Source organism: Streptococcus oralis, assembly GCF_023109315.1.
In the GTDB taxonomy this organism is placed as follows: Bacteria; Bacillota; Bacilli; order Lactobacillales; family Streptococcaceae; genus Streptococcus; species Streptococcus oralis_BS.
On sequence record NZ_JALDUF010000004.1, the window covers coordinates 89,370 to 113,867 of the forward strand.

The 24,498-nt window shown below is 41.5% G+C and carries 22 protein-coding genes and 2 pseudogenes; 16 read left to right on the forward strand and 8 right to left on the reverse strand.

Translation table 11 applies throughout. From position 1 onward, the window contains the following. Window positions 1-123 precede the first annotated feature (123 nt). Window positions 124-1,290: a CynX/NimT family MFS transporter gene (locus M1F74_RS06175; RefSeq protein ID WP_061588566.1), complete on the reverse strand. Its 1,167-nt coding sequence runs from the start codon at window positions 1,288-1,290 to the stop codon at window positions 124-126. 221 nt (window positions 1,291-1,511) lie between these two features. On the opposite strand from M1F74_RS06175, the gene M1F74_RS06180 reads away from it, so the two are divergent. Both M1F74_RS06180 and M1F74_RS06185 read left to right on the forward strand, forming a co-directional pair. Beyond that, window positions 1,512-2,342, forward strand: coding sequence for a glycosyltransferase (locus tag M1F74_RS06180; protein ID WP_061588567.1), 831 nt, complete (start codon window positions 1,512-1,514; stop codon window positions 2,340-2,342). A gap of 75 nt (window positions 2,343-2,417) precedes the next feature. Continuing rightward, on the forward strand, window positions 2,418-4,268 hold the full coding sequence (locus M1F74_RS06185) for a polysaccharide biosynthesis protein (RefSeq protein ID WP_247946595.1): 1,851 nt from the start codon (window positions 2,418-2,420) through the stop codon (window positions 4,266-4,268). Between the two features lie 91 nt (window positions 4,269-4,359). On the opposite strand, the gene M1F74_RS06190 is transcribed toward M1F74_RS06185, so the two are convergent. The 3 genes from M1F74_RS06190 to sdaAB are packed head-to-tail and all read right to left on the reverse strand — an operon-like array spanning window position 4,360 to window position 6,569. Further along, entirely contained in the window at window positions 4,360-4,989 is a 630-nt protein-coding gene (locus tag M1F74_RS06190) for an HAD hydrolase-like protein (protein ID WP_001139311.1), read from the reverse strand. A gap of 27 nt (window positions 4,990-5,016) precedes the next feature. After that, a complete protein-coding gene (sdaAA, locus tag M1F74_RS06195; protein ID WP_084852810.1) occupies window positions 5,017-5,889 on the reverse strand; it encodes an L-serine ammonia-lyase, iron-sulfur-dependent, subunit alpha in 873 nt (290 codons plus the stop codon). A gap of 8 nt (window positions 5,890-5,897) precedes the next feature. Then, complete coding sequence (sdaAB, locus tag M1F74_RS06200; protein ID WP_033584754.1) at window positions 5,898-6,569, reverse strand: L-serine ammonia-lyase, iron-sulfur-dependent subunit beta; 672 nt, start codon at window positions 6,567-6,569, stop codon at window positions 5,898-5,900. A gap of 241 nt (window positions 6,570-6,810) precedes the next feature. Here sdaAB and M1F74_RS06205 point away from each other — a divergent pair, with 241 nt between their 5' ends. Then, a complete protein-coding gene (locus M1F74_RS06205) occupies window positions 6,811-7,416 on the forward strand; it encodes a LysM peptidoglycan-binding domain-containing protein (protein WP_000060311.1) in 606 nt (201 codons plus the stop codon). A 51-nt stretch (window positions 7,417-7,467) separates the two neighbouring features. On the opposite strand, the gene M1F74_RS06210 is transcribed toward M1F74_RS06205, so the two are convergent. Further along, on the reverse strand, window positions 7,468-8,331 hold the full coding sequence (locus M1F74_RS06210; RefSeq protein WP_247946596.1) for a helix-turn-helix domain-containing protein: 864 nt from the start codon (window positions 8,329-8,331) through the stop codon (window positions 7,468-7,470). A 572-nt stretch (window positions 8,332-8,903) separates the two neighbouring features. On the opposite strand from M1F74_RS06210, the gene M1F74_RS06215 reads away from it, so the two are divergent. The 11 genes and pseudogenes from M1F74_RS06215 to mnmG all read left to right on the forward strand — a co-directional run bounded on the left by M1F74_RS06215 (window position 8,904) and on the right by mnmG (window position 20,883). Beyond that, window positions 8,904-9,524, forward strand: coding sequence for a hypothetical protein (locus M1F74_RS06215; protein ID WP_061407542.1), 621 nt, complete (start codon window positions 8,904-8,906; stop codon window positions 9,522-9,524). Window positions 9,525-9,714: 190 nt separating this feature from the next. Next, window positions 9,715-9,993, forward strand: a pseudogene (locus M1F74_RS06220) (lactococcin 972 family bacteriocin); the annotation flags it as partial. Between the two features lie 54 nt (window positions 9,994-10,047). Further along, window positions 10,048-12,156: a bacteriocin-associated integral membrane family protein gene (locus M1F74_RS06225; protein WP_247946597.1), complete on the forward strand. Its 2,109-nt coding sequence runs from the start codon at window positions 10,048-10,050 to the stop codon at window positions 12,154-12,156. Continuing rightward, window positions 12,153-12,782, forward strand: a complete 630-nt coding sequence (locus tag M1F74_RS06230) for an ABC transporter ATP-binding protein (RefSeq protein ID WP_247946598.1) — start codon at window positions 12,153-12,155, stop codon at window positions 12,780-12,782. Before M1F74_RS06225 ends, M1F74_RS06230 begins: the two co-directional genes overlap by 4 nt. 232 nt (window positions 12,783-13,014) lie before the next feature. Further along, window positions 13,015-13,821 carry an ABC transporter substrate-binding protein gene (locus M1F74_RS06235; protein ID WP_125328319.1) on the forward strand — a complete coding sequence of 269 codons (807 nt, stop codon included), beginning with the start codon at window positions 13,015-13,017 and terminating at the stop codon, window positions 13,819-13,821. 15 nt (window positions 13,822-13,836) lie between these two features. Beyond that, a complete protein-coding gene (locus M1F74_RS06240; protein ID WP_247946599.1) occupies window positions 13,837-15,033 on the forward strand; it encodes an argininosuccinate synthase in 1,197 nt (398 codons plus the stop codon). Window positions 15,034-15,060: 27 nt separating this feature from the next. Continuing rightward, a complete protein-coding gene (argH, locus tag M1F74_RS06245; protein ID WP_247946600.1) occupies window positions 15,061-16,452 on the forward strand; it encodes an argininosuccinate lyase in 1,392 nt (463 codons plus the stop codon). A 370-nt stretch (window positions 16,453-16,822) separates the two neighbouring features. Beyond that, the gene (gene mnmA / locus M1F74_RS06250) at window positions 16,823-17,944 is read left to right on the forward strand and encodes a tRNA 2-thiouridine(34) synthase MnmA (protein WP_007520866.1); all 1,122 of its coding nucleotides are present in this window, start codon (window positions 16,823-16,825) and stop codon (window positions 17,942-17,944) included. Window positions 17,945-18,084: 140 nt separating this feature from the next. Continuing rightward, entirely contained in the window at window positions 18,085-18,540 is a 456-nt protein-coding gene (locus tag M1F74_RS06255; protein ID WP_247946601.1) for an NUDIX hydrolase, read from the forward strand. Between the two features lie 8 nt (window positions 18,541-18,548). Continuing rightward, complete coding sequence (locus tag M1F74_RS06260; protein ID WP_247946602.1) at window positions 18,549-18,980, forward strand: NUDIX hydrolase; 432 nt, start codon at window positions 18,549-18,551, stop codon at window positions 18,978-18,980. Next, window positions 18,970-20,883, forward strand: a complete 1,914-nt coding sequence (gene mnmG / locus M1F74_RS06265; protein WP_247946603.1) for a tRNA uridine-5-carboxymethylaminomethyl(34) synthesis enzyme MnmG — start codon at window positions 18,970-18,972, stop codon at window positions 20,881-20,883. The genes M1F74_RS06260 and mnmG overlap by 11 nt, the downstream gene beginning before the upstream one ends. A gap of 200 nt (window positions 20,884-21,083) precedes the next feature. Here the strand turns inward: mnmG and rnjA are convergent, their stop codons facing one another. Together rnjA and M1F74_RS06275 are read right to left on the reverse strand one after the other, a co-directional pair. Further along, window positions 21,084-22,766, reverse strand: coding sequence for a ribonuclease J1 (gene rnjA / locus M1F74_RS06270; protein WP_247946604.1), 1,683 nt, complete (start codon window positions 22,764-22,766; stop codon window positions 21,084-21,086). A 1-nt stretch (window position 22,767) separates the two neighbouring features. Next, window positions 22,768-23,001 carry a DNA-dependent RNA polymerase subunit epsilon gene (locus M1F74_RS06275; protein WP_247946605.1) on the reverse strand — a complete coding sequence of 78 codons (234 nt, stop codon included), beginning with the start codon at window positions 22,999-23,001 and terminating at the stop codon, window positions 22,768-22,770. A 404-nt stretch (window positions 23,002-23,405) separates the two neighbouring features. Here M1F74_RS06275 and M1F74_RS06280 point away from each other — a divergent pair, with 404 nt between their 5' ends. Further along, window positions 23,406-23,591 carry a hypothetical protein gene (locus tag M1F74_RS06280; RefSeq protein ID WP_057488856.1) on the forward strand — a complete coding sequence of 62 codons (186 nt, stop codon included), beginning with the start codon at window positions 23,406-23,408 and terminating at the stop codon, window positions 23,589-23,591. A gap of 410 nt (window positions 23,592-24,001) precedes the next feature. Next, window positions 24,002-24,217, forward strand: a complete 216-nt coding sequence (locus M1F74_RS06285) for a hypothetical protein (protein WP_000492029.1) — start codon at window positions 24,002-24,004, stop codon at window positions 24,215-24,217. Between the two features lie 140 nt (window positions 24,218-24,357). Here the strand turns inward: M1F74_RS06285 and M1F74_RS06290 are convergent. Continuing rightward, a pseudogene (locus M1F74_RS06290) lies at window positions 24,358-24,498 on the reverse strand (bacteriocin); the annotation flags it as partial.

The following is a 24,498-nucleotide window of genomic DNA, read 5'->3' on the forward strand; positions in this document are numbered from 1 at the left end:
TTATATTATATAAAAATTTTATATATACTCTTTTCAAATATATTGTATCTCAAGTTGAAAGCCCTGTCAAGAAATATGTGTAAAAATTTTATATATAAAAAACTCCTAGTAAAAACTAGAAGTTTAGAGGATTTTATCCGCCCGATCCACCATAAAGAGTGAGATGGTCATGATGATATCGATGGCTAGAAGGGCAAGGACAGCTGGAATCCAAGATTGGAAAAGGTCAAAGCTATAACCAAACAAGGTAGGACCAAAGGCCGCCAAGATGTAGCCCCCTGTTTGCGCCAGGCCTGAGAGTTGCGCAGTCTTTTCAGGCGAGCTGGTCTTAAGTGAGAAGCAAACCATGAGATAAGGAAAGAGAGCACTACAGGCCGTTCCAATCAAGAGGTGGACGACTAACCAGTAGAGGAAACTGCTACTTGGATACAAGAGCATGGCAATTCCTGTCATCCCAGCGATAGAGATAATTGTTAGCATGATTCGACGGTGGCCGTCTGACAGATGAGTTGTCAGACTTGGAACAGTCATTGAAAAAGGAATGCTGATCAGCGAGAAGATAGAAGCCAGAAGAGCCGCATCGCTATTAGAAAGACCAGCACTAATAGCCATAGTTGGCAACCAGGTCATACTTGTATAAAAGAGCAAGGACTGAAGCCCGCCAAAGATAATGATAGCCCAGACATCTTTACTTTTTAGAATATTTTCTTTGACTTGCTTTTCTTTTTGGCTTTCTAGGTGGTGGTTGTGGCGATGATTTGGCAACCAGACTAGCAGAGTGACCAGACATAGAAGGCTGAGAACGAGGATGAGGCCCTTCCAAGAACTAGCTTGGGTGATAGGGACCGAAAGATAAGAAGCGATGGCCGTTGAAACCCCCATGGCAGTGACATAGAGAGTTGTTAGGAAACTAATCTTTTGAGGCTGATTTGCCTGGATCATACTTGGGAGGAGTACATTGAAAATAGCAATGCTCGCTCCGATGATCAGAGTTCCTAGATAGAGAAGGGGAAGATTGAAAATCCGAATGGCAGAGCCAACAGTTAAGAGGAGGAGACAGTAAGTGAAGAGGTGTTCCAAACCGATTTTTTGTGCCAAGAGGCTCGCAAAAGCCGAGAAAAGAGCAAACATCAAGAGAGGGAGACTGGTTAAAATCCCAAGAGAACTAACCTCCACTCCTAATCCTTGAGCGATATCTCCTAAAATGGTTGGAAGAGCAGTGAAAGGAGAGCGTAAAACAGTCCCGATTAAGACAATTCCTAGAACAAAAAAGAGCGATTGTTTTTTCATAAAAACCTCGAATAGATGATTTTAATAACAGCTTATTTTAAGGTTTTTTCTATATAATGTCAAGTAATGACAGCTAAGAAAGTTCGATTGATTTAAGCGAGAATAGAGTGAAAGGAGATACATTTCTTTACTAGAATTTTCCTTGATTTGATATAAAAATAGGAAAGTGAGAAAATTTGTGATAAAATAGTGGAAGGAAATCTATATATTGGAGAAAAACGGTGCCTGAAAAGCAAAAAATCAGCGTCTTGATGTCGGTTTATGTAAAGGAAAGCCCGACGTTTTTGAGAGATGCTATCAAAAGTGTTCAAAATCAAACCTTGAAACCGAGTGAACTTGTTCTTGTTGAGGATGGGCCCCTCACGCCAGAGCTCTATCAGGTGCTAGATGAAGTGGAAGCTCAGTCAGACATTCCAGTGAAACGGTGCCCCTTAGAGCAAAATCAAGGTTTAGGCTTGGCTCTTCGATACGGTGTTTTACAGTGTCAGTATGACATTATTGCACGGATGGATACGGACGATTTAGCCGTTCCGGATCGTTTTGAGAAACAGCTTCAGCTAATGGAGAAAGAAGATCTCGATCTCTTAGGTGGGCAGATTGCAGAGTTCATTGACAATCCAGATGAGATTGTGTCTTATCGTCGTGTTCCAACTCAGCACGCAGACATTGTGGCTTATCAGAGAATGAGAAGCGCCTTTAACCATATGACAGTCATGTTCAAAAAGGACATGGTCCTCAAGGCGGGCAACTACGAAGACGGGCTTTACATGGAGGATGATCTCCTTTGGCTCAATATGATTACGTCAGGTGCCAAGACTGGCAACCTAGATCAAATCTTGTGTAAGGTTCGTGTCGGTGCAGGGATGTTTGAGCGTCGAGGTGGCTTGCGTTACCTTAAATTCTACCGTCAAGCTCGCCAACGGATGCTTGAGCGAGGGCAAATTTCTTACATAGAATATGCTAAAAGTATGTTCATTCAGGCAATTGTTGCACTTTGTCCAGGTTTTGTACGTCAGTTTATCTTTGTCAAACTTTTAAGAAAGAGCAAGTAAGACCTGATAGATTGAACGATTCGGGTTATCATAACAATAGTATCATTTGACTCTTTTAAGGGGGAGTAAATTCCTATGAATAAAAAACTAACAGATTACGTGATTGATCTGGTTGAAATTTTAAATAAACAGCAAAAACAAGTGTTTTGGGGGATATTCGATATTCTGAGTATGGTGGTTTCCATCATCGTATCTTATATCTTGTTTTATGGCCTTATAAATCCTGCGCCTGTGGACTATGTGATTTACACTCTTTTAGCCTTCCTTCTCTATCAAATCATGATTGCATTTTGGGGGCTAAATGCTAGTATCAGTCGTTATAGCAAGATTACGGATTTCATGAAAATCTTTTTCGGAGTGATGCTCAGCAGTGTTCTTTCTTATGGAATCTGCTATGCCTTTCTTCCATTGTTTTCTATCCGTTTCATCGTACTCTTCATTTTGTTGAGTACCTTCCTCATCTTGCTTCCTCGTATCACTTGGCAGCTGATTTATTCTAAGCGCAAGCAAGGTAGTGGAGATGGAGAGCATCGCCGTACCTTCTTGATCGGTGCTGGTGATGGTGGCGCCCTCTTTATGAACAGCTACCAACATCCAACTAGCGAGCTTGAGATAGTGGGGATTTTGGATAACGATGAAAAGAAAAAGGGACAAAAACTAGGTGGAATCCCAGTTTTGGGCTCTTATGATAATCTACCTGAATTGGCCAAACGTCACCAAATCGAGCGTGTTATCGTAGCAATCCCTTCGCTTGATCCATCAGAGTATGAACGTATCTTGCAGATGTGTAATAAACTAGGTGTCAAATGTTACAAGATGCCTAAAGTTGAGACGGTTGTTCAAGGTTTACATCAATCGGGTAGTGGTTTCCAAAAAATTGATATCACGGACCTTTTGGGCCGTCAGGAAATTCGCCTTGACGAATCACGTCTGGGTACTGAGATTACAGGCAAGACCATCTTGGTGACAGGAGCTGGTGGTTCGATTGGTTCGGAAATTTGTCGCCAGATTAGCCGCTTCAACCCAGAGCGTATCGTCTTGCTTGGACATGGTGAAAATTCAATCTACCTTATTTATCATGAGTTGATTCGTAAATTCCAAGGGATTGATTATGTTCCTGTCATTGCAGATATTCAGGATTATGATCGTCTTTTACAAGTGTTTGAACAGTACAAACCAGCTATCATCTACCATGCTGCAGCACACAAACATGTTCCAATGATGGAGCGCAATCCAAAAGAAGCCTTCAAGAACAATATCCTCGGGACCTATAATGTTGCCAAGGCTGTTGATGCAGCCAAGGTGCCTAAGATGGTCATGATTTCGACTGACAAGGCGGTGAATCCACCGAATGTTATGGGTGCGACTAAGCGCGTGGCAGAGTTGATTGTCACTGGCTTTAACCAACGTAGTAAATCAACCTACTGTGCAGTTCGTTTTGGGAATGTTCTTGGTAGCCGTGGTAGTGTGATTCCTGTCTTTGAACGTCAGATTGCTGAAGGCGGTCCTGTAACGGTGACAGACTTCCGTATGACACGTTACTTCATGACCATTCCAGAGGCTAGCCGTCTGGTCATCCATGCTGGGGCTTATGCCAAGGACGGAGAAGTCTTTATCCTTGATATGGGCAAACCCGTTAAGATCTACGACTTGGCTAAGAAAATGGTCCTTCTAAGCGGGCACACAGAAAGTGAAATTCCAATCGTTGAAGTCGGTATTCGTCCAGGCGAAAAACTTTACGAAGAACTCTTGGTTTCGACCGAATTGGTTGATAACCAAGTCATGGATAAGATTTTCGTTGGTAAGGTTAACGTCATGCCTCTAGAAGCCATCGATCAAAAGATTGAAGAATTCCGTTCACTCAGTGGAGATGAGCTCAAAGAAGCGATTATTTCCTTTGCAAATGAGACAACCCACGTTGAGTAAGATCGCCCAACTAATTATAAATAAAAGGCCAAGGTTCTGTTTGTACAGGACCTTGGCCTTTTTACTCTGTAATTTCAAATCGTTGTACTATTTATAGTTGCTTAATGATATCGTCAATGGTACGGGCAATCCAGTCAGGTTGATAGCTGAGCAAATCAGCCTCTTCTCCAAATCCCCAAGTAACAGCGAACTTTTTGATGCTAGTTTCTTGGGCTCCAATCATATCAAACTTGGTATCTCCGATGATAAGGACTTGGTCTGCAGGGAGTTGATGCGTTTGCAAGGCAAAACGGATGACATCCGCCTTGTGTGGTGTTTCCGGACTAGAGCCGTAAATGCCATCAAAGAAATGATGGATTCCCAGATTTTTAGTCATATCATGAGCAGTAGGAGTATTCTTTGTTGTAGTGATGTAGAGAGGGTAGTTTTGTGAAAGTTCTTGGAGTAATTCCGTTATTCGGGGGAAGAGTTGGGCTTCGTGGATCCCTTTTTTCTTGTAGTAAGAACGGTATATCTGCACAGCCTCTGAGATTTGTTCCTTGGGAAGGCATGTTGCAAAACTACTTTCAAGTGGCGGTCCCATAAAACCACGAATGGTTTTGGCATCAGGGCTTGGAACTCCTAGCTCTTTAAAGGTATGGGTAAAGGCATTGTGGATCCCGATGGAACTGTCAACCAGGGTTCCGTCCAGATCAAAAAAGATTGCTGAGATAGAGGGCATAGTTTCTCCTAATAGATATAGATAAGCTTATTCTCCGAAGATTTCTTTTTGTAGGCGGCGACCAGTAGGTGTGGCGGCGAGTCCACCCTCGGCCGTTTCACGAAAGGCAGTTGGAAGACTAGATCCGACTTGGTACATGGCATCGATGACTTCGTCAACAGGGATTTTAGACTCGATACCTGCCAAGGCCATGTCTGCCGCGATAAAGGCAAAGCTGGCTCCCATGGCATTTCGTTTGACACATGGAACCTCAACCAGACCAGCGACGGGATCGCAGATGAGGCCCAGCATATTTTTAATGACAAAGGCGATGGCTTGGCTAGCCTGATAGGGGGTCCCACCTGCAGCCAAGGTCAAGGCTGCGGCACTCATGGCAGAGGCAGAGCCAACCTCGGCCTGGCAGCCACCTTCAGCACCTGAGATAGAAGCGTTGTTTGCGATGACTAGTCCAAAGGCACCAGCAGCAAAGAGGAAATCCAGCTGTTCTTTGTGACTAAGGTCTAGTTTTTGGATAGCAGCAGTGAGAACGGCTGGCAAACAACCAGCACTCCCTGCGGTTGGAGTAGCGCAGACCAAGCCCATCTTCGCATTGTGTTCATTGACCGCGATGGCATTTCGGGCGGCTGATAGGATGGTAAAGTCCGACAAGGCCTTGCCACTTTTGAGATGGCGGTCTAGTTTGGCCGCATCTCCACCCGTTAGGCCACTACGGGATTTGTTTTCACTGAGACCGAGCTCGACAGAGGCTTTCATGACTTCTAGATTGCGTTCCATGAGGAGGAGAACTTCTGAACGTTCTCGACCGGTTAGTTGATATTCGGTCGCAATCATGAGTTCTGCGACATTTCCTTGGAAGTCTAGATCCGCCTGCTCGACCAATTCTTTGATAGAATAAAACATGTTTCCTCCTACTTAAAGAAATTGACATTGTGGAGATGAGGGATTTTTCGAATTTCTTCAATCGCCTCTTCGCAACTTCGACTATCGACTTCGATAATCATAATGGCTTTTTCTCCAGCTTTTTCCCTAGTCACATTCATCTGAGCGATGTTGATATCGAAACGAGAGAGGGCTTCAGTAACATGGGCAATCATACCTGGGACATCCTGATGCACGATGATAATGGTTGGTGTGTTCATGTTGAGAGAGACAGCAAAGCCGTTAAGCTCCGTAACTTGGATATTTCCCCCACCAATGGAAATTCCTGTCACACTGATGGATTTGTGTTCATTCTTCACAGTAATTTTAGTGGTATTAGGATGAGGGGCATTGCTGTCTTTCTGAATGGTCCAGACAATCTTGATACCGCGTTTATGGGCAATCTCAAGGCTATTTGGAATATCGGGATTGTCCGTATCCATACCTAAAATACCAGCGACGAGAGCAAGGTCAGTTCCATGACCACGGTAGGTCTTGGCAAATGAATTAAATAATTGGAATTCAACTTCTGTTGGCGTATCGTCAAAGATGGAAGAGACAATTTTTCCGATACGAACAGCTCCAGCTGTGTGGCTACTTGATGGGCCAATCATGACTGGTCCGATAATATCAAAGACAGATTGAAAACGAAGTGATTGCATCTGTTTCCCCTTATAAAGATTCTTATAACTATTATATCAAAGAATGGACCTCTGCGCTTGTTTCCCTTATCAAAAGCTCAAAATGATTAAAGATGGTATAAAATAAGGTCTTTTGTGACAAAAACCTCCTTAAAACGGTAAATATAAAACATTTTTGTAATATTTCTACATATAACCGTTAAACAACGGTAACATTTAAAAGGTATCATAGATATATTCAATGGAAGGAGAATTTTTAGATATGTCATTAACAACTAAAAAAATCAAAACAACTATCGCAGGAGTAGCAGCTTTGCTTGCTTTCTTTGCCCCGGCTCTTGCCTCTGCGCAAGAAACTGTAACTTACACTGTTAAATCAGGTGATACTCTTTCAGAAATCGCTGAGAAGTACAACACGACTGCTGAAAAATTAGCAGCAAAAAACAACATCAAAGATATTCACCTTATCTATGTTGACCAAGTTTTGGTCATCGAAGGAACAGCTTCTACTGCAGCTCCAGCAGCAACAACGGAAGAAACAGCTCCAGTAGCTACAGAAACAGTTGAAGAAGCTCCAGCTGCAACTACAACTTATGAAGCACCAGCAGCAGAAAGCAACACTGTAGCAACATCTACTGTAAGTGGTTCTGAAGCAGAAGCCAAAGAATGGATCGCTCAAAAAGAATCAGGTGGTAGCTACACAGCTACAAACGGCCAATACATCGGACGTTACCAATTGACAGATTCATACTTGAACGGTGACTACTCAGCTGAAAACCAAGAACGTGTAGCAGATGCCTACGTTGCAGGACGTTACGGTTCATGGACAGCTGCCAAGAACTTCTGGCTTAACAACGGTTGGTATTAAGAACTAGCTAACAGAAAAATATGTAAAAGTCGAGGAAATCCCTCGACTTTTTTATATTTCCTTTGGTTGATGATAGGTCTCTACTTCTTTTTTGAGATGAGATAGCATGGAGGTTTCATCGGTTAGTTCCAGAAGGGAGAATCCTTTTTGGATAAGTTTAGAATCATGCGTACAAATCCCAATACGGACATAGCAGATAGCAAGCCTATCGTAGCTTTTCTTGTTCTTGGCATCCTCCAGTAAAGTGTAGCATATTTGTTTACACATATTTCTATCTTGATTGTATAAGTAAATGGTAGAGAGGTTGAGTAGGATTGCCATTCGCAAGTCATATAAATGTTGATAGTCTTTATAGACTTCTAAGCGTTGCAAGATTTTTCCAGTGATGAGATGGATATGTTCTATAGGAAAGGTAAAGAGAATGGTATTGAGGATTTTTAAGTCATTCTCGTACCAAGTGTCCTGCTTTTCTATCTTCTTCCATAGCTTCTTTACAGTATTGTTAACTTCGATTGACAGTTTTTTAGTCCCATTTTGGCGGATATAGATAACAATTTTTAGCATATCTCTTATCTCTTTTATAGGGAGATCGTGGTGGGTCTTGAGATAGTCTTGACATTTTTGAAATAAATTGATAAGTTCACTAGTCCCTAGGATTGAGCTCATATTAAGGTAGTTTTGTATGATTTCCGCTCGTTGGCTAGGTTGATAGAGATGGCAAATATAGTCAAACTCTTCAAAGGTCATATTAATTTGCTGGAGAAGAAACTCCATATTCTCATATTTAGGAGTTGTTTTCCCGCTTTCGATTTTTGATAGGCTGGTTCTTGAGAGAACACCCTCACAGACCTCCTCTTGGGTTAAACCTTTTGACTCACGGATTTCTTTATAAACATTTCCAAAATCGTAGCGCATGATTTCCTCCTTATTTGTGAAAAAAGTTAACAAAAAATAGAAATTGATTAAAAATATTGTATCATAAAGACAGAAAAAGTAAAATAAAGATCTAAGATAATTTTGTGAAAAAGCAAACAAAAATCTTTGGCGTTAAGAAAAAGAGTTATAATATAGCTATAAAAAGATAGGAGAAACATTATGGATAAAAAAGTATTTCGCTTTTTGGTCTTTTTTGCATTCTTGGTCACCTTAGCTTCACAGTTTCCGTGGAATTGGCCAATATAATGCGCTAGTTATTTAATCAAGAGAGGAGGGAGCTTACGACATATAGAGACGTAATGTGCTATCATTAGCCAATTGGTGTTAGATTTGTATAGTGCTAGGAGGTGATATTTTTGAAAAGAAATAAAAATGACTATATAGTTGATTTTATTTTTGGTGTCGTTTTCATGGGATTGTTGTTGACGGGTTGTTATATTTCATTTTTTCAACCAGATATTTATAAGATTCAAATTATATTTTTGATACTGTTAACATTCCCTATTAGTTATGTTGTCATTAAATATTTTATAAGAAAGTAGGTTTGCAAAATGAAAAAATGTTCTCTGTTTCTTTTGACCATAATTTTTCTTAATATATTCTCTCCAACGGCTTTAGCTTTAGAATCTGCTATGAATAGCAAATCTAATTTGACAACGTCTGATTTTCAATCCAATCCGTCGTATGTTCGTGTTGTAGATTCACATAATCTAGCAATCACAAACGAAGATGGAACGGTGTCAAAAGTATATATTGATGACGAACACAATGTTTTTATTGATGGGGTCTTAGAACTAACCTCAGATGAATTTGATAGTATGGTTCAAGTAAGTAAAGATGAAGAGCAGTCAACTGAACAGCCTGTTATGGCGAGATCAGCTACTACTTGGTATTATCTTGATACACATACTTATAATATTGACTTTCAAAATAGAGGTCGTACAGTATTGCTAGGTGTTATTTCTGCTCTAATCCCTTATTTAACCCCTGCGATTGGTATTGGTTCAATATTAGATGCCTTATTAGGACAAGGAGCTCCGGGCATGTATGTAAAACTAAACAGATACTATCGAAAAGGGTATCAATTTTACAAATACTGTTACCATTTTTACTATGATGCAGCAATGAGATATAAGGTCGCTTATAGAGAAGAAATCAAACGAATGTGGTAATATATTACAATTTCTAGTTTTAAGAATAAAGATAATAGTTAAAATATTTTTCAAATCAAGGGAGTCAATATGGGACTCCCTTGTATTCTTCAAAAAATGTTATAATCAATCTTGTTTAAAGAACAGAACTTCGATGTTTACAAATGAATAATTCTATCTTTTTTTCTGAAAATACTGTATAATATGAAGCAAATATGAAAAAAATGGTGTAGCAACCGTAATGGCATGCGGTTTGCTTGCTACTACAAATGCTTTAGCAGTATGGGTTGATGGTGGTCAATGGAATTATGGAGTAGGTTGGACAGGAACTTTTGGATATTCTGATTATTTACATTCTACTCGATCTCATACAGCAACGGTCCGACATGGTAGTAGAATCTCTAAGGAGCGTGAAGCTCCCTAGGTTTGGGCTCAAGCTTCCCTCACAAAGATTCCGCCAACAGGATTAGAATATTTCTATGGATTTTAAGTGGAATTTTCCCTCTCCTATTAGGAGAGGGAGAACTTTATTGGAGGTATCTTTATGAAAAAAATCAGTAATTTCTGTATGTTACTCCTGCTTTTGTGTACCACTTTTTTTGTTTTTAATATAAACTACACACGAGAAGTGGTGCGGATTCGGGAAATGGGAAAGACTGTAGATTCTTTGGATTTGTATTTGAAAGATATTAATGAACCTGCAGGATCTGTTCTTCGATTTTTTGAGGATGTATCAAAGGAATACAAAGTCTCTATTATCAAAACAGACAGTGGTGATGAGGTAATCAAGTCTGGTGTTTTTGATAAAGATACTTTCCCCTACCAAGAGTTTGGGATTTCTTCTCTTGATTTTACCACAGATGGTGAGGGAGTTTACAGTAATAAAGAAATTTCCAATAAACTTGGTACGATTCCGACCTTTCTAAAAGCCAGGCCTATTCAGCTTATGACTTTTCAAACCTATATCAAGGATACATCTCGTAGTTTAAATGGTCGCTATACGATAACTTCTACACAAGAGATGGACAAGGATGGGATTGTAAAGAAATGGAGCGATTTTTTCAAAACCGACCAGGCTACCTTGCTAGAGCCAACCTACAAAAGTGCAGTGGAAGTCATAAATCGAGATTTGCTCTTATCTGCCATTGTTTTTGTCTTGGCTATTTTGCTTCTTGTCTTAGTAACAGTGTATCAGCCGATGATGGAAATGAAAAGAGTTGGGGTACAAAAATTACTTGGTTTTCAAGATAGGGCTGTTTTAGCTGATGTTGTAAAAGGCAACCTTTACCTCCTCCTAGGTGGAGCGCTTGTGATCAATCTAGGAGTGTTTCTCTTGCTTGATTACAAGCCAAAAGATTTGTTCCCTATGCTGTGGTTGTCGCATTTTTTGCTTTTGCAACTTTATCTCTTTATCAGTTGGTTGACTTACCTCTTAATCCAAAAAATGACAATCAGCTCTCTGCTGAAAGGTTTTTCATCTTTCAAATTGGGTTTGATATTTAATTATTTGATGAAAATTGGAACAACCATTTTACTGACAGTTTTACTGATTGGGGTGGTAAAAAGTTTGGAGCAAGAAAACAAAGAGTTGGATTACCAGAGACAGTGGATCAGTCAAGGAAATTATCTGACCTTAGAAACCTTCCAACTCAATGATACCCTGTGGCAAGAGCAGTTGGCAGGCTCAGGGCAAGCAGTGGATTATTTCTATCGATTTTATCAGGATTTGGTAGAAAAAACGCAGGCGGGCTATGTGCAAACTAGTAACCTGCCTATCAAAAATTTTGCCACTGCAGAACAAGTGCAGCAGTATCAACTGGCTGATACGCTAACTGTTTACTATGCTAACCGCAATTTTCTAAAGAGCAAGGGATTCAAGCTACCCGATACCGGCACTAAAAAAGTTATTTTGATGCCAGCAAGTACAAAAGGTGAAGAAGATAAAAATCAGCTCTTGGGGAAATTAATTGCCTATCTTTCGATGAAGTATGAAGAGCAGCAAAAACGAACGATAGAGGAGATGGACGTCGAAATTGCTTACTATGAAGGTGATTGGTCGTTCTTTCCATATAGTGATAAGCGAAAGGAAAATCTCTACAATCCAATTATTAGCTTGGTCAATGATTCTGATATGATGTGGGATGAAAAAGCCTCCCTGTCAACAACAGGCTTAAATAATCCCATTAAAATCGAAAATACGGTTCAACATCAAAAAGAGGTGACAGCGTTAGTTGAGAAATTGTCAGATGGGAATTATTTAAAATTTTCATCTATTCAAGCGATTCAACAAGAGAAAGTAGATTCTTACCGAGATGCTGTTCGGAATTTTAACCTACTCTTTGCTTTGTTTGGTCTCCTTAGCATGATGATTTCCTACTTCTTACTAGTAACAACTTTCTTATTGAAGCGAACAGATATTATTACCAAGAAGTTTATGGGTTGGAAATTGATAGATCGGTATCGTTCCTTGCTGGGTCTTCTATTAGCCGTTTATAGCCTTCCTTTTATGGTTTTGTTATTCTTTGCCCACGCTCTTTTTCCACTCTTGCTTTTCGCAGGATTTACATGCCTAGATATTCTGTTTGTACTTTTCTTAGGTTCTAAGATGGAAAAACGAAATGTAGCGCAGTTATTGAAAGGGGACATCTTATGATAAAGTTGGAAAATGTTACGAAAACCATTGGGAAAAAAGTTATTTTGGAGAACTTATCTCTAAAGATTAACCAAGGGGATTTAGTTGCGATAGTTGGAAAGAGTGGTAGTGGCAAGTCAACCTTATTAAATCTATTGGGTTTGATAGATGGTGATTATAGTGGACATTATGAAATTTTCGGTCAGAAAAATGTACCTGTCAATTCTGCTAAGTCGCAAGCGATTATCCGCGAACATATCTCTTATCTGTTTCAAAACTTTGCTCTGATTGACAATGAAACGGTAGAGTATAATCTCATGCTTGCTCTGAAGTATGTGAAATTGTCCAAGAAAGACAAAGTCAAAAAGATAGAAAAAATTTTAGAGAGAGTGGGGTTGCCATCAACTCTACATCAAAAGGTTTCAGAGTTATCTGGAGGAGAGCAGCAGCGAATCGCAGTTGCTAGAGCTATTTTAAAACCCAGTCAGCTCCTTTTAGCAGATGAACCAACCGGTTCTCTAGATCCTGAAAATCGAGATTTGGTTTTAAACTTTCTCTTAGATATGAACAAGGAAGGGAAAACGGTCATTATCGTTACCCACGATGCCTATGTGGCTCAACAATGCCATCGAGTTATTGAATTGTGAAAGAGAATGTAGGGAGTTCGTTTATCTCTCTGTCGTCTGACATTTAATAGAGTGATTATATTTTTCCAAAAAAATGAATAGCATAAATACGCTTAGGGATAACATTTTTATGTAATTTCCCTAAGTTTTTTTGTTTAAAATGAAATAAAATTCAGTTTTGGCTTGACAAACGAAGATGAGAAGAGTATTATTTATACAACAATAAAGCATAAAAATAAAAGGAGGCTTTTCTATGAATAAAGTGAAGAAGGTGTTGATGACGATGTTTGGTTTGCTTATGTTTCCCTTATTATTTGCTTGTAGTAACACTCAATCCCAAGGTGTTGAAGCCATTAAGGCTAAAGGAAAATTGGTGGTGGCCCTAAATCCAGAGTTTGCTCCATTTGAATACCAGAAATTGGTCGATGGGAAAAATCAGATTGTAGGTTCAGATGTTGAGCTCGCCAAAGCCATCGCAAAGGAACTGGGTGTAGAAGTGGAGTTCTCTCCAATGAGTTTTGACAATGTACTGGCTAGTCTTGATTCAGGAAAGGCCGATCTTGCCATATCAGGTGTTTCTAAAACGGAGGAGAGAAGTCAAGTTTACGATTTTTCAATTCCCTACTACACTTCGAAAAATAAGGTTATCGTAAGAAAATCTGAATTAACGAATTACCAATCAGTCAAGGATTTGGCTCAGAAAAAGGTTGGAGCGCAGAAAGGTTCTATCCAGGAAACTTTAGCCAAAGAAACCTTGCAGAATTCTTCTCTCGTTTCACTTCCTAAAAATGGAAATTTGATAACAGATTTGAAATCAGGGCAACTGGATGCGGTTATCTTTGAGGAACCAGTGGCGAAAGGATTTGTAGAGAATAATCCAGACCTAGCCATCGCTGAGTTTGATTTTGACAATGACAAAGAAGATTCCTACGCTGTTGCGATGAAAAAAGATAGTAAAGAATTAAAAGATGCGGTTGATAAAACCATCCAGAAGTTGAAGGATTCTGGGGAGTTGGACAAATTGATTGACGATGCTTTTAAAGCCTCTATCGAAAAATAGAAAGAAGGAAGAGAAATGAGTAAGGAAAAAGTCATTTTAGCCTATTCAGGTGGATTGGATACATCAGTTGCTATTACATGGTTAAAAAAAGACTATGATGTGATTGCTGTTTGTATGGATGTGGGTGAAGGAAAAGACTTGGAGTTCATCCATGATAAAGCTCTCAAGGTTGGGGCTGTTGAGTCTTATGTCATTGATGTTAAGGAAGAATTTGCTAATGACTATGTTTTAGTGGCTCTTCAGGCTCATGCCTACTACGAACAGAAGTATCCCTTGGTATCTGCTCTGAGTCGCCCTCTTATTTCAAAAAAACTCGTTGAAATAGCTCATCAGACGGGGGCAACCACAATTGCCCATGGTTGTACAGGCAAGGGAAACGACCAAGTTCGGTTTGAAGTCTCTATTGCAGCTTTGGATCCCAATCTAAAGGTAGTTGCGCCTGTTCGTGAGTGGAAATGGTCTCGTGAAGAAGAAATCCAATATGCCAAAGAAAATGGGGTCCCAGTTCCTGCTGACCTTGACAATCCTTACTCTGTCGATCAAAATCTTTGGGGACGTGCAAATGAATGTGGTGTTTTGGAAAATCCTTGGAACCAAGCGCCGGAAGAAGCATTTGGAATCACATCTTCACCAGAAGAGGCACCAGACAGTCCAGAATTTATTGACATTGAGTTTAGCTGCGGGGTGCCCATCTCACTAAATGGTGAGAAGATGAAAGTGGCTGCTTTGATTCAAAAGCTCAATGAAATTGCGGGTAAACACGGTGTTGGTCGTATTGACCATGTGGAAAATCGCCTAGTCGGTATTAAGTCAAGAGAGATTTATGAGTGCCCAGGTGCTGTGACTTTATTGGCAGCTCATAAGGAGATTGAGGACTTGACTCTTGTGAGAGAAGTGACTCATTTTAAACCAATTATCGAAAATGAGTTGTCCAATCTCATCTATAATGCCTTGTGGTTTAGCCCAGCAACTCAGGCTTTGATTGCCTATATCAAGGAGACACAGAAAGTTGTCAATGGAACTGCAAAAGTTAAACTTTATAAGGGGAACGCCCAGGTAGTGGCTCGGAAATCTCCAAATTCTCTTTACGATGAAAATTTGGCGACTTATACCAGTGCGGATACTTTTGACCAAGATGCGGCTGTTGGATTTATCAAGCTTTGGGGGCTTCCGACTAAGGTTTATTCAGAAGTTCAGAAAAATGTTGAGTAGTGACGCGATAGAAAGGGACGACAGGATATGTCGAAAAATACAAAATTATGGGGTGGTCGATTTGAAGGCACTGTGGAAGATTGGGTAGAGCAGTTCGGTGCGAGTATTTCCTTTGACCACCAGCTGGCAAAATTTGATTTGATGGGTTCCTTAGCTCATGTTCAAATGCTAGGACAGACTGGCATTTTAAGCTTGGAAGAGGCAGAGCAGATCCAAGATGGTCTGAAAGCTTTGTTGCGAGATTTAGAGGCAGGAGAGCTTCATTTTGATATTGCAAATGAAGATATTCATATGAATATGGAAGTGTTGCTGACAGAGAAAATCGGTCCTCTGGCTGGGAAACTACACACGGCTCGTTCTCGGAATGACCAAGTCGCAACGGATATGCACTTATATCTAAAGGAGCAGCTTGGCCATGTCTTGGATAAGTTGGCGAATCTGAACAGTATTTTGCTGGATTTGGCTGAAAAACATGTGGAAACCATCATGCCAGGCTACACCCATTTGCAGCACGCCCAACCGATTAGTTTTGCCCACCATCTCATGGCTTATTACAATATGTTTCAAAGGGACAGCGAACGCTTTGCATTTAACTTGAAACATACGGACCTATCTCCCCTAGGTGCGGCTGCCTTAGCGGGGACAACTTTTCCAATCGATCGTCAATTATCGAGTGATTTATTGGGCTTTCAGCAACCCTATACCAATTCCTTGGACGCAGTGAGTGACTGTGATTTCATCTTAGAATTTCTGTCAAATGCCAGCATTTTGATGATGCATATGAGCCGTTTTTGTGAGGAAATCATCAATTGGTGCAGTTTTGAGTATCAGTACATTAGCTTGTCTGATAGCTTTTCAACGGGTTCGTCTATCATGCCCCAGAAGAAAAATCCTGATATGGCGGAATTGATTCGAGGGAAGACAGGCCGAGTTTACGGGAACTTGCTTGGACTATTGACCGTCATGAAGTCTTTGCCTCTGGCCTATAATAAGGATTTGCAAGAGGACAAGGAAGGCATGTTTGATACAGTAGAAACGATTTTGAATTCTCTGGATGTGTTGGCAGGTATGCTATCGAGCATGCAGGTTAATAAGGCCAAAATGCAGCAATCCACAGAGAATGATTTTTCGAATGCGACCGAACTGGCAGATTATTTGGCAGAAAAAGGTCTTCCTTTTAGAGAAGCGCATGAAATTGTAGGAAAACTGGTTCTAGACTCTATCAAGCATGGTAAAAATATCCAAGATTGGGATTTGAAGGAGTTGCAAACCTACCACCCCTTGATTGAAGAGGATATTTATATCTACTTGCGTCCGGAGACTGCTGTTCAGAGACGGAATTCCTTAGGAGGAACCGGCTTTGAGCAAGTGAAACACCAGATAGAACAAGCGAAGAAAGAACTTAAAAGGGAGAATTGATTCGTTTACAAAGTAAGAAAGAGAGGTTGAGATGATTTATCAGCCTCTTTCTTGTCTTCTCCAACCAAGCGTGTTATAATGAATACTGCTCAAGCGACCTTCAATCGTTGAAGCACACACGACCTTCAATCGTGAACTAGTCATTTCGTTTATCTTTTATTACGTCGTTAACTCGTCTTACCTAACTCGAGTTATGCCTGCGACTCGTTGCCTATCATATTTTCATTTTAAGATGATAGGCTAAAATGGTCTCCCAGACCATTTTACTCCTAAAAGCAAACGAAAAGACTATACTCAAAGAAATTCTATTGAAAGTCATAGTAAATAGAATTTTGAGGGTATGAATAAACGAATAGATGGGAGACTTACCATGAGTGATAACTCTAAAACACGTGTTGTTGTGGGGATGAGTGGTGGTGTTGATTCGTCGGTGACGGCTCTCTTGCTCAAGGAGCAGGGCTACGATGTGATCGGTATCTTCATGAAGAACTGGGATGACACAGATGAAAACGGCGTCTGTACGGCGACCGAAGATTACAAGGATGTGGCTGCGGTGGCAGACCAGATCGGCATTCCTTACTACTCTGTCAATTTTGAAAAAGAGTACTGGGACCGCGTTTTTGAGTATTTCCTAGCGGAATACCGTGCGGGACGCACGCCAAATCCAGATGTTATGTGTAACAAGGAAATCAAGTTCAAGGCCTTTTTGGACTATGCTATGACCTTGGGTGCAGACTATGTAGCGACTGGGCATTATGCTCGAGTGGCGCGTGATGAGGATGGCATCGTTCACATGCTTCGTGGCGTGGACAATGGCAAGGACCAGACCTATTTCCTCAGTCAACTTTCGCAAGAACAACTCCAAAAAACTATGTTCCCACTGGGGCATTTGGAAAAGCCTGAAGTTCGCAGACTAGCAGAAGAGGCAGGTCTTGCGACTGCTAAGAAGAAAGACTCGACAGGGATTTGCTTTATCGGAGAAAAGAACTTTAAAAACTTTCTCAGTAACTACCTGCCAGCCCAGCCTGGTCGCATGATGACTGTGGATGGTCGCGATATGGGTGAGCATGCAGGTCTGATGTATTATACGATTGGTCAGCGTGGCGGTCTCGGTATCGGTGGACAACACGGAGGAGACAATGCGCCGTGGTTCGTTGTTGGAAAAGACCTAAGCAAGAACATCCTCTATGTCGGCCAAGGTTTCTACCATGATTCGCTTATGTCAACCAGTCTAGAGGCCAGTCAAGTTCACTTTACTCGTGAGATGCCAGAGGAATTTACGCTAGAATGTACAGCTAAATTCCGCTACCGTCAGCCTGATTCTAAGGTGACAGTACATGTCAAAGGAGACAAGGCAGAGGTCATCTTTGCAGAGCCACAACGCGCGATCACACCAGGACAGGCAGTTGTCTTTTACGATGGCGATGAGTGTCTAGGTGGCGGTTTGATTGATAATGCTTATCGCGATGGACAAGTTTGTCAGTACATTTAGATTGACAAATTTTCTCAATTTGCTACAATAATAAAAGCAATAGAAATGATGGTCAAAGCTCATGGATGTTGCAGGCTTTTTTGTCCTGCACTTCTCAGAGTTTTGACTGTTTTTGTGTCGTTTTAAGGGAAAGGACAAGAATGACTCAACAAGACTTTCGGACAAAAGTGGACAATACGGTTTTTGGTGTTCGAGCGACAGCCTTGATTCTCCAAAATGGCAAGCTCCTAGTTACCAAAGATAAGGGTAAGTATTACACTATTGGCGGTGCGATTCAAGTCAATGAAAGTACGGAAGACGCGGTAGTCCGTGAAGTGAAGGAAGAACTAGGTGTCAAAGCTCAAGCTGGGCAGCTAGCTTTCGTGGTTGAAAATCGTTTTGAACAGGACGGTGTTTCCTATCACAACATTGAGTTTCATTATCTGGTGGACTTGCTTGAGGATGCCCCATTGACCATGCAGGAAGATGAGAAAAGGCAGCCCTGTGAGTGGATTGACTTGGATGAACTCCAGAATATCCAGCTAGTTCCAGCCTTTTTAAAAACAACTCTACCAGACTGGGACGGCCAACTAAGACACATTCATCTTGAGGAATAGGAGAGAAAATGATGGTTAAGCTTATTGCCCATGTACTTGTTCATAGTGGTGGTGATTACTTACTCATTCAGCGTTCGGAAATTAAAAGAGGAGAACCCAACGTTTATCCGACTTACTGGGATATTCCTGGTGGCAGTGTTGAAAAGGGTGAACTTCCGCGAGATGGAGCTCTTAGAGAATGCATTGAAGAAGCGGGAGTTAGGCTAGATAGCAGTTCGCTCAAACTTCTTCACGAAGATAGTCAACTGGATACCTCTAAGGATACGGTCTTTACTCGCTTAGTTTATAAAGCAGAGTGGGTTGGGGAGAAGCCAATTATCAGATTAGATCCTGAAGAGCATACACACTTTAAATGGGTTACTATGGATCAAGCTCTAGAGGAGGAGAAGTTAGTTCCTTATTTGCGAGAAATTTTTGAAAGGTTAAGAAATGACTTATAATTTTACGGAAGAATACGATATTGTTGTAATTGGTGCGGGACATGCTGGGGTTGAGGCTTCCTTGGCTGCCAGCCGTATGGGCTGTAAGGTCTTGCTTGCAACCATCAATATCGAAATGCTGGCTTTCATGCCTTGTAACCCTTCGATCGGTGGTTCTGCCAAGGGGATTGTCGTGCGTGAAGTGGATGCCCTTGGTGGGGAAATGGCCAAGAATATTGACAAGACTTACATACAGATGAAGATGCTCAACACAGGGAAAGGGCCTGCTGTCCGTGCCCTTCGTGCGCAGGCTGACAAGGAACTTTACTCTAAGGAGATGCGCAAGACAGTTGAAAATCAAGAGAATCTGACCCTTCGTCAAACCATGATTGATGAGATTTTGGTGGAAGATGACAAGGTTGTCGGTGTGCGTACAGCTACCCATCAAGAGTATGCTGCCAAGGCTGTTATCGTGACGACAGGGACTGCACTCCGTGGGGAAATCATCATCGGAGACCTCAAGTATTCGTCAGGTCCTAACCACAGCCTAGCTTCGATTAACTTAGCTGACAATCTCAAGGAACTGGGACTCGAAATCGGTCGTTTCAAGACAGGAACGCCTCCACGTGTCAAGGCTTCCTCTATCAATTATGATGTGACAGAGATTCAGCCAGGAGACGAGGCACCTAATCACTTCTCATACACTTCACGTGATGAGGACTATGTCAAGGACCAAGTGCCATGCTGGTTGACTTATACCAACGGTATCAGTCATGAGATTATCCAAAACAACCTCCACCGTGCGCCTATGTTTACAGGTGTGGTCAAGGGAGTGGGGCCTCGTTACTGTCCGTCGATTGAGGACAAGATTGTGCGCTTTGCGGACAAGGAACGCCACCAACTCTTTCTAGAACCCGAAGGGCGTGACACTGAGGAAGTCTATGTTCAGGGACTTTCAACCAGTCTGCCTGAGGATGTCCAGCGTGAGCTGGTTCATTCCATCAAAGGTTTGGAAAATGCTGAGATGATGCGTACTGGTTATGCCATTGAGTACGACATGGTCTTGCCACACCAGTTGCGTGCAACACTTGAAACCAAGAAAATCTCAGGGCTTTTCACAGCTGGTCAGACAAATGGAACGTCAGGTTACGAAGAAGCTGCTGGCCAAGGAATTATCGCTGGTATCAATGCGGCTCTGAAAATCCAAGGCAAGCCTGAGTTGATTTTGAAGCGCAGTGACGGTTATATCGGGGTGATGATTGACGACTTGGTGACCAAGGGGACCATTGAACCCTACCGTCTCTTGACAAGTCGTGCTGAATACCGTCTCATACTCCGTCATGACAACGCTGATATGCGTTTGACAGAGATAGGTCGTGAGATTGGACTTGTGGATGATGAGCGCTGGGCTCGTTTTGAAATCAAGAAAAATCAATTTGACAATGAGATGAAGCGACTAGACAGTATCAAACTCAAGCCAGTCAAGGAAACCAATGCCAAGGTTGAGGAGATGGGCTTCAAGCCATTGACAGATGCAGTGACAGCCAAAGAATTTCTCCGTCGACCAGAAGTTTCTTACCAAGATGTGGTGGCCTTCATCGGGCCAGCTGCTGAGGATTTGGATGACAAGATTATCGAATTGATTGAAACAGAAATCAAGTACGAAGGCTATATTTCTAAGGCCATGGATCAGGTTGCTAAGATGAAACGCATGGAAGAAAAACGCATTCCAGCCAATATTGACTGGGATGATATTGACTCCATTGCAACAGAAGCCCGTCAGAAGTTCAAACTTATCAATCCAGAAACCATCGGCCAAGCCAGCCGTATTTCGGGAGTAAACCCAGCAGATATTTCTATTTTGATGGTGTATCTGGAAGGTAAAAATCGTAGTATTTCTAAAACTCTTCAAAAATCAAAATGATACGTCGTCGGCTTCTTACGAATGAGTTCAAAGCTTGGTTTTGATTCATCTACAACCTCCCATAGTTCCCCGAACTATGGGAGCTAACTTGAGTTATGCTTTCGCCTAGCCTTCTAGTCTGATTTCGATTTTTATTGAGTTTCAATCTCAAAAGAAAGCATAGAGAAAAACAGCTCCGAAGACGGGGCTGTTTTGTTGGTTTATTCTTCTTCATCTGGTGTGAGGATCATCGGGATGATAATCGGTTCACGTTCTGTATTTTCATAGAGGAAAGGACGAATGGCGTTGACAATAGCACCATTGACAGATTGCACGCTAGCATCCTTGTTTTTCAGTGCGATACGAATAGCATTGAAGAGGATACGCTGGCTTTGGCGAATCAAGTCACCAGATTCTCTCATGTAGACAAAGCCTCGGCTGAGGATATCTGGGCCAGAAAGAATCATCTGTGACTTGAAGTCAACAGTTGCGACTGCTAGAACGACACCATCTTCAGATAGATCACGACGATCTTTGAGGACAGCCGCACCGATTTCACCGATACGATTTCCATCGACATAGATGTCTTGGGCGTTGAAATGACCTGCGATACGAGCTGAGTTAGCAGTAAGGGCAAGCACATCACCATTGCTCATGATAAAGATATTGTCCTTCTCGACACCCGTATCCACCGCTAGTCCAGCGTGGACTTTTTGCATGCGGTATTCACCATGGACAGGCATGAAGTATTTTGGCTTAATCAAGCGGAGCATGAGTTTTTGCTCTTGCTGACCACCGTGTCCAGATGTATGGATATTGTTCACTTTACCGTGGATAACTTCAACACCAGCTTCAGAAATAGTGTTAATCAATTTGTTGACGCTAGTGGTATTTCCAGGGATTGGGCTAGAAGAGAAGATAACAGTATCGCCGGGTTGGAGTTGCACCTGACGGTGGGTTCCGTTAGCGATACGAGAGAGGGCTGCCATCGGCTCGCCCTGACTACCTGTACAGAGGATTAAAATCTCGCCTGCAGGATAGTCTTTGATTTCATTTGGCTCGATAAAGGTTCCTTTAGGAGCTTTGATGTAGCCAAGCTCGATACCGTTGACAATGGCCTTTTCCATAGAGCGACCAAAGACCGCAATCTTGCGTCCAGTTTTAACAGCGGCATCCGTTGCTTGCTGGAGACGGAAGATATTTGAGGCAAAGGATGCAAAGATGATACGCCCTTCGATGCCTTGGATAATCTTCATGATGGACTGGCCAACGACTTTTTCAGAGTTGGTAAAGGTTGGCACTTCTGCATTTGTCGAGTCAGAGAGGAGACAGAGCACGCCTTCTTCCCCAAGAGCTGCCATACGGTGCAAGTCTGCAGGTTCACCAACTGGAGTAAAGTCAAACTTAAAGTCACCCGTACAGACGATTTTTCCTTGAGGGGTATGAATGACAATCCCCAAAGGCTCTGGAATAGAGTGAGTTGTTCTAAAGAAAGTTGCCTTGAGATTTTTAAAGGTCAACTCAGTGTTGTGGTTGATTTCGTAAAGTTTGGCGTTGCGCAAGAGGCCGTGTTCTTCGAGTTTTCCACGGATCAAAGCTAAGGCAAGAGGTCCAGCGTAGATAGGGACATTTGCTTGCTTGAGCAGGAAGGGAATTCCACCAATGTGGTCCTCGTGCCCGTGTGTGATCAAGACAGCCTTGACACGGTCAATATTGTCTACGATGTAAGAGTAGTCGGGGATAACATAGTCGATACCCAGCAAGTCATCTTCTGGGAATTTAATCCCAGCATCGACGATGATAATCTCGTCTTGGTATTCAATTCCGTATGTGTTTTTCCCGATTTCTCCTAGACCACCGATGGCAAAAACGCCGACTTCTTCAGGTTTAAGAGTATAGGCCATATTAGAACTCCGTGATTTCGAAGACGCCAGTTTCTTTTTCGTAATCTAGCAATTTGTCAGACAAGAGTTCGATATACTCGATGTTGTACTCTGGGCGGTATTCTTCGACAAGTTGGCGAGCAGCGATACGGCCCTCAAGTTCTGAGCTGGCATCGATGTCTAGGTAAAGTGCGCGTGTTGTTTCACGACGTGGGCTACGTTCTTTTGTTTCTTGATAAAAAACTTTGTAAATCATATAGTTCCTTTCTATTTATAGGTCAACTTATTCCAAACTTTTAGCAGAGATTTGCTTGATTTCATTCCATTTTGTGTCTAGATTGACCTTGATTCGTTACAATTATTTCAATTATACCACAAAATGAAAGATTAGTAAAAGACGGAAAATGAGAAAGTCAGGAGGGGAAGAAGGAACAAAAAGACAGGTAGGATTTGGTCGGAGAGCACTTAGGTGTTATAATTAAAGGGGAAATCTAAAGAGATAGTAGATTTAAGGAAGAATACAGTTCTAGTTTCATTAATCGTTGGAGTAGATGGTTGGGGCAGAATGATATCTTTGAAAAAAGAAAAAGCTCTTGAGAAATCTCGAGAGCAATCAAAAAGGCTGAGATAAAACTCGGGGATTTTCCTGGAGCAGTCCAGATGGCAGCACCTCTACCTGAAGCGAATGCATCGCAACCTTTGAATGACTTGTCACCAAATCAAACTCGATCTCAGCTTTTACTTAATTCTATCATCTATGAGGCTAAGAAGTCAATCTATAAGTATAACGATGTAGAAATAGCATGGAGTGGAGTGTTTACTAAAGAGGCAAAGAAAAGCCCTTAATCTAAGAGTAAGCAAAAAGAGAGGACCAATGGTAGTCAGGGGTCTTTACAGCTCAAAGCTGAAGGCAGTCCCACACCCGTACCAGAAGTTGGTACCTTTGAACGCTCTGTTACCAGTCGCCCTACGTTATCCTCTCAATATTTATATTTTACTATAACTTACTGAAGGAATCAACTTTAAAAGCACCAAAAAGCCCTTGACCGAAGTCAAGAGCCATCTAACACTGGGGGCGAATTGTTCAATCGCAATTTCAGTTCTTTAGAAACCAAAGTTTCAGGGATAGCACTGCAACCCGAAGAGTCAACGACTCAACCTGATTTTCCTACCAATGTTGAATTACATTTTAACATTGATAGACCAACATTGTCAACAGTCTATATAAAATGGGAATACCAAAAGGAGGATTAAGAATGTTTAGTTTGTTTGAATTTGCAGTAGGGGTTCGCCTATTGATGTTTGTAGTCTTTGTAGCTTGTGTCTATGGGGGGAATGCCCTGTTTGTGCACCTGGAACACCGCAAAACAAAATTCCTTTGGAAGCTTGCTTTTGTGACGCTTTATTCAATTTTTCTCCTCCTTGTCACCTATGTTGTCTGGCTCGTTTTCTACTTTGGTTTAAATGCCTAAAGTCAATTATTCCTCTAGATATACAGAAAATCCACCTCGTCTTGATAGATGGGATGAATTTCTGTATATTTAGATGAGATCTTTATTGTTACAATGTTGATTTCTCGCATCGAAAATCGAGTTGAAACATATATGCCTGATCCAAATTTTTTACGAAGATCTTTCCCGATAGTGTAAGCAGCCATAAATAAAGCTATACCAACACCTACGCCAAAACCACCCTTAATTCCTTGCAATTCTTTATTAGAAATTGCACAATACTTATCTAAACCTTTAATCAT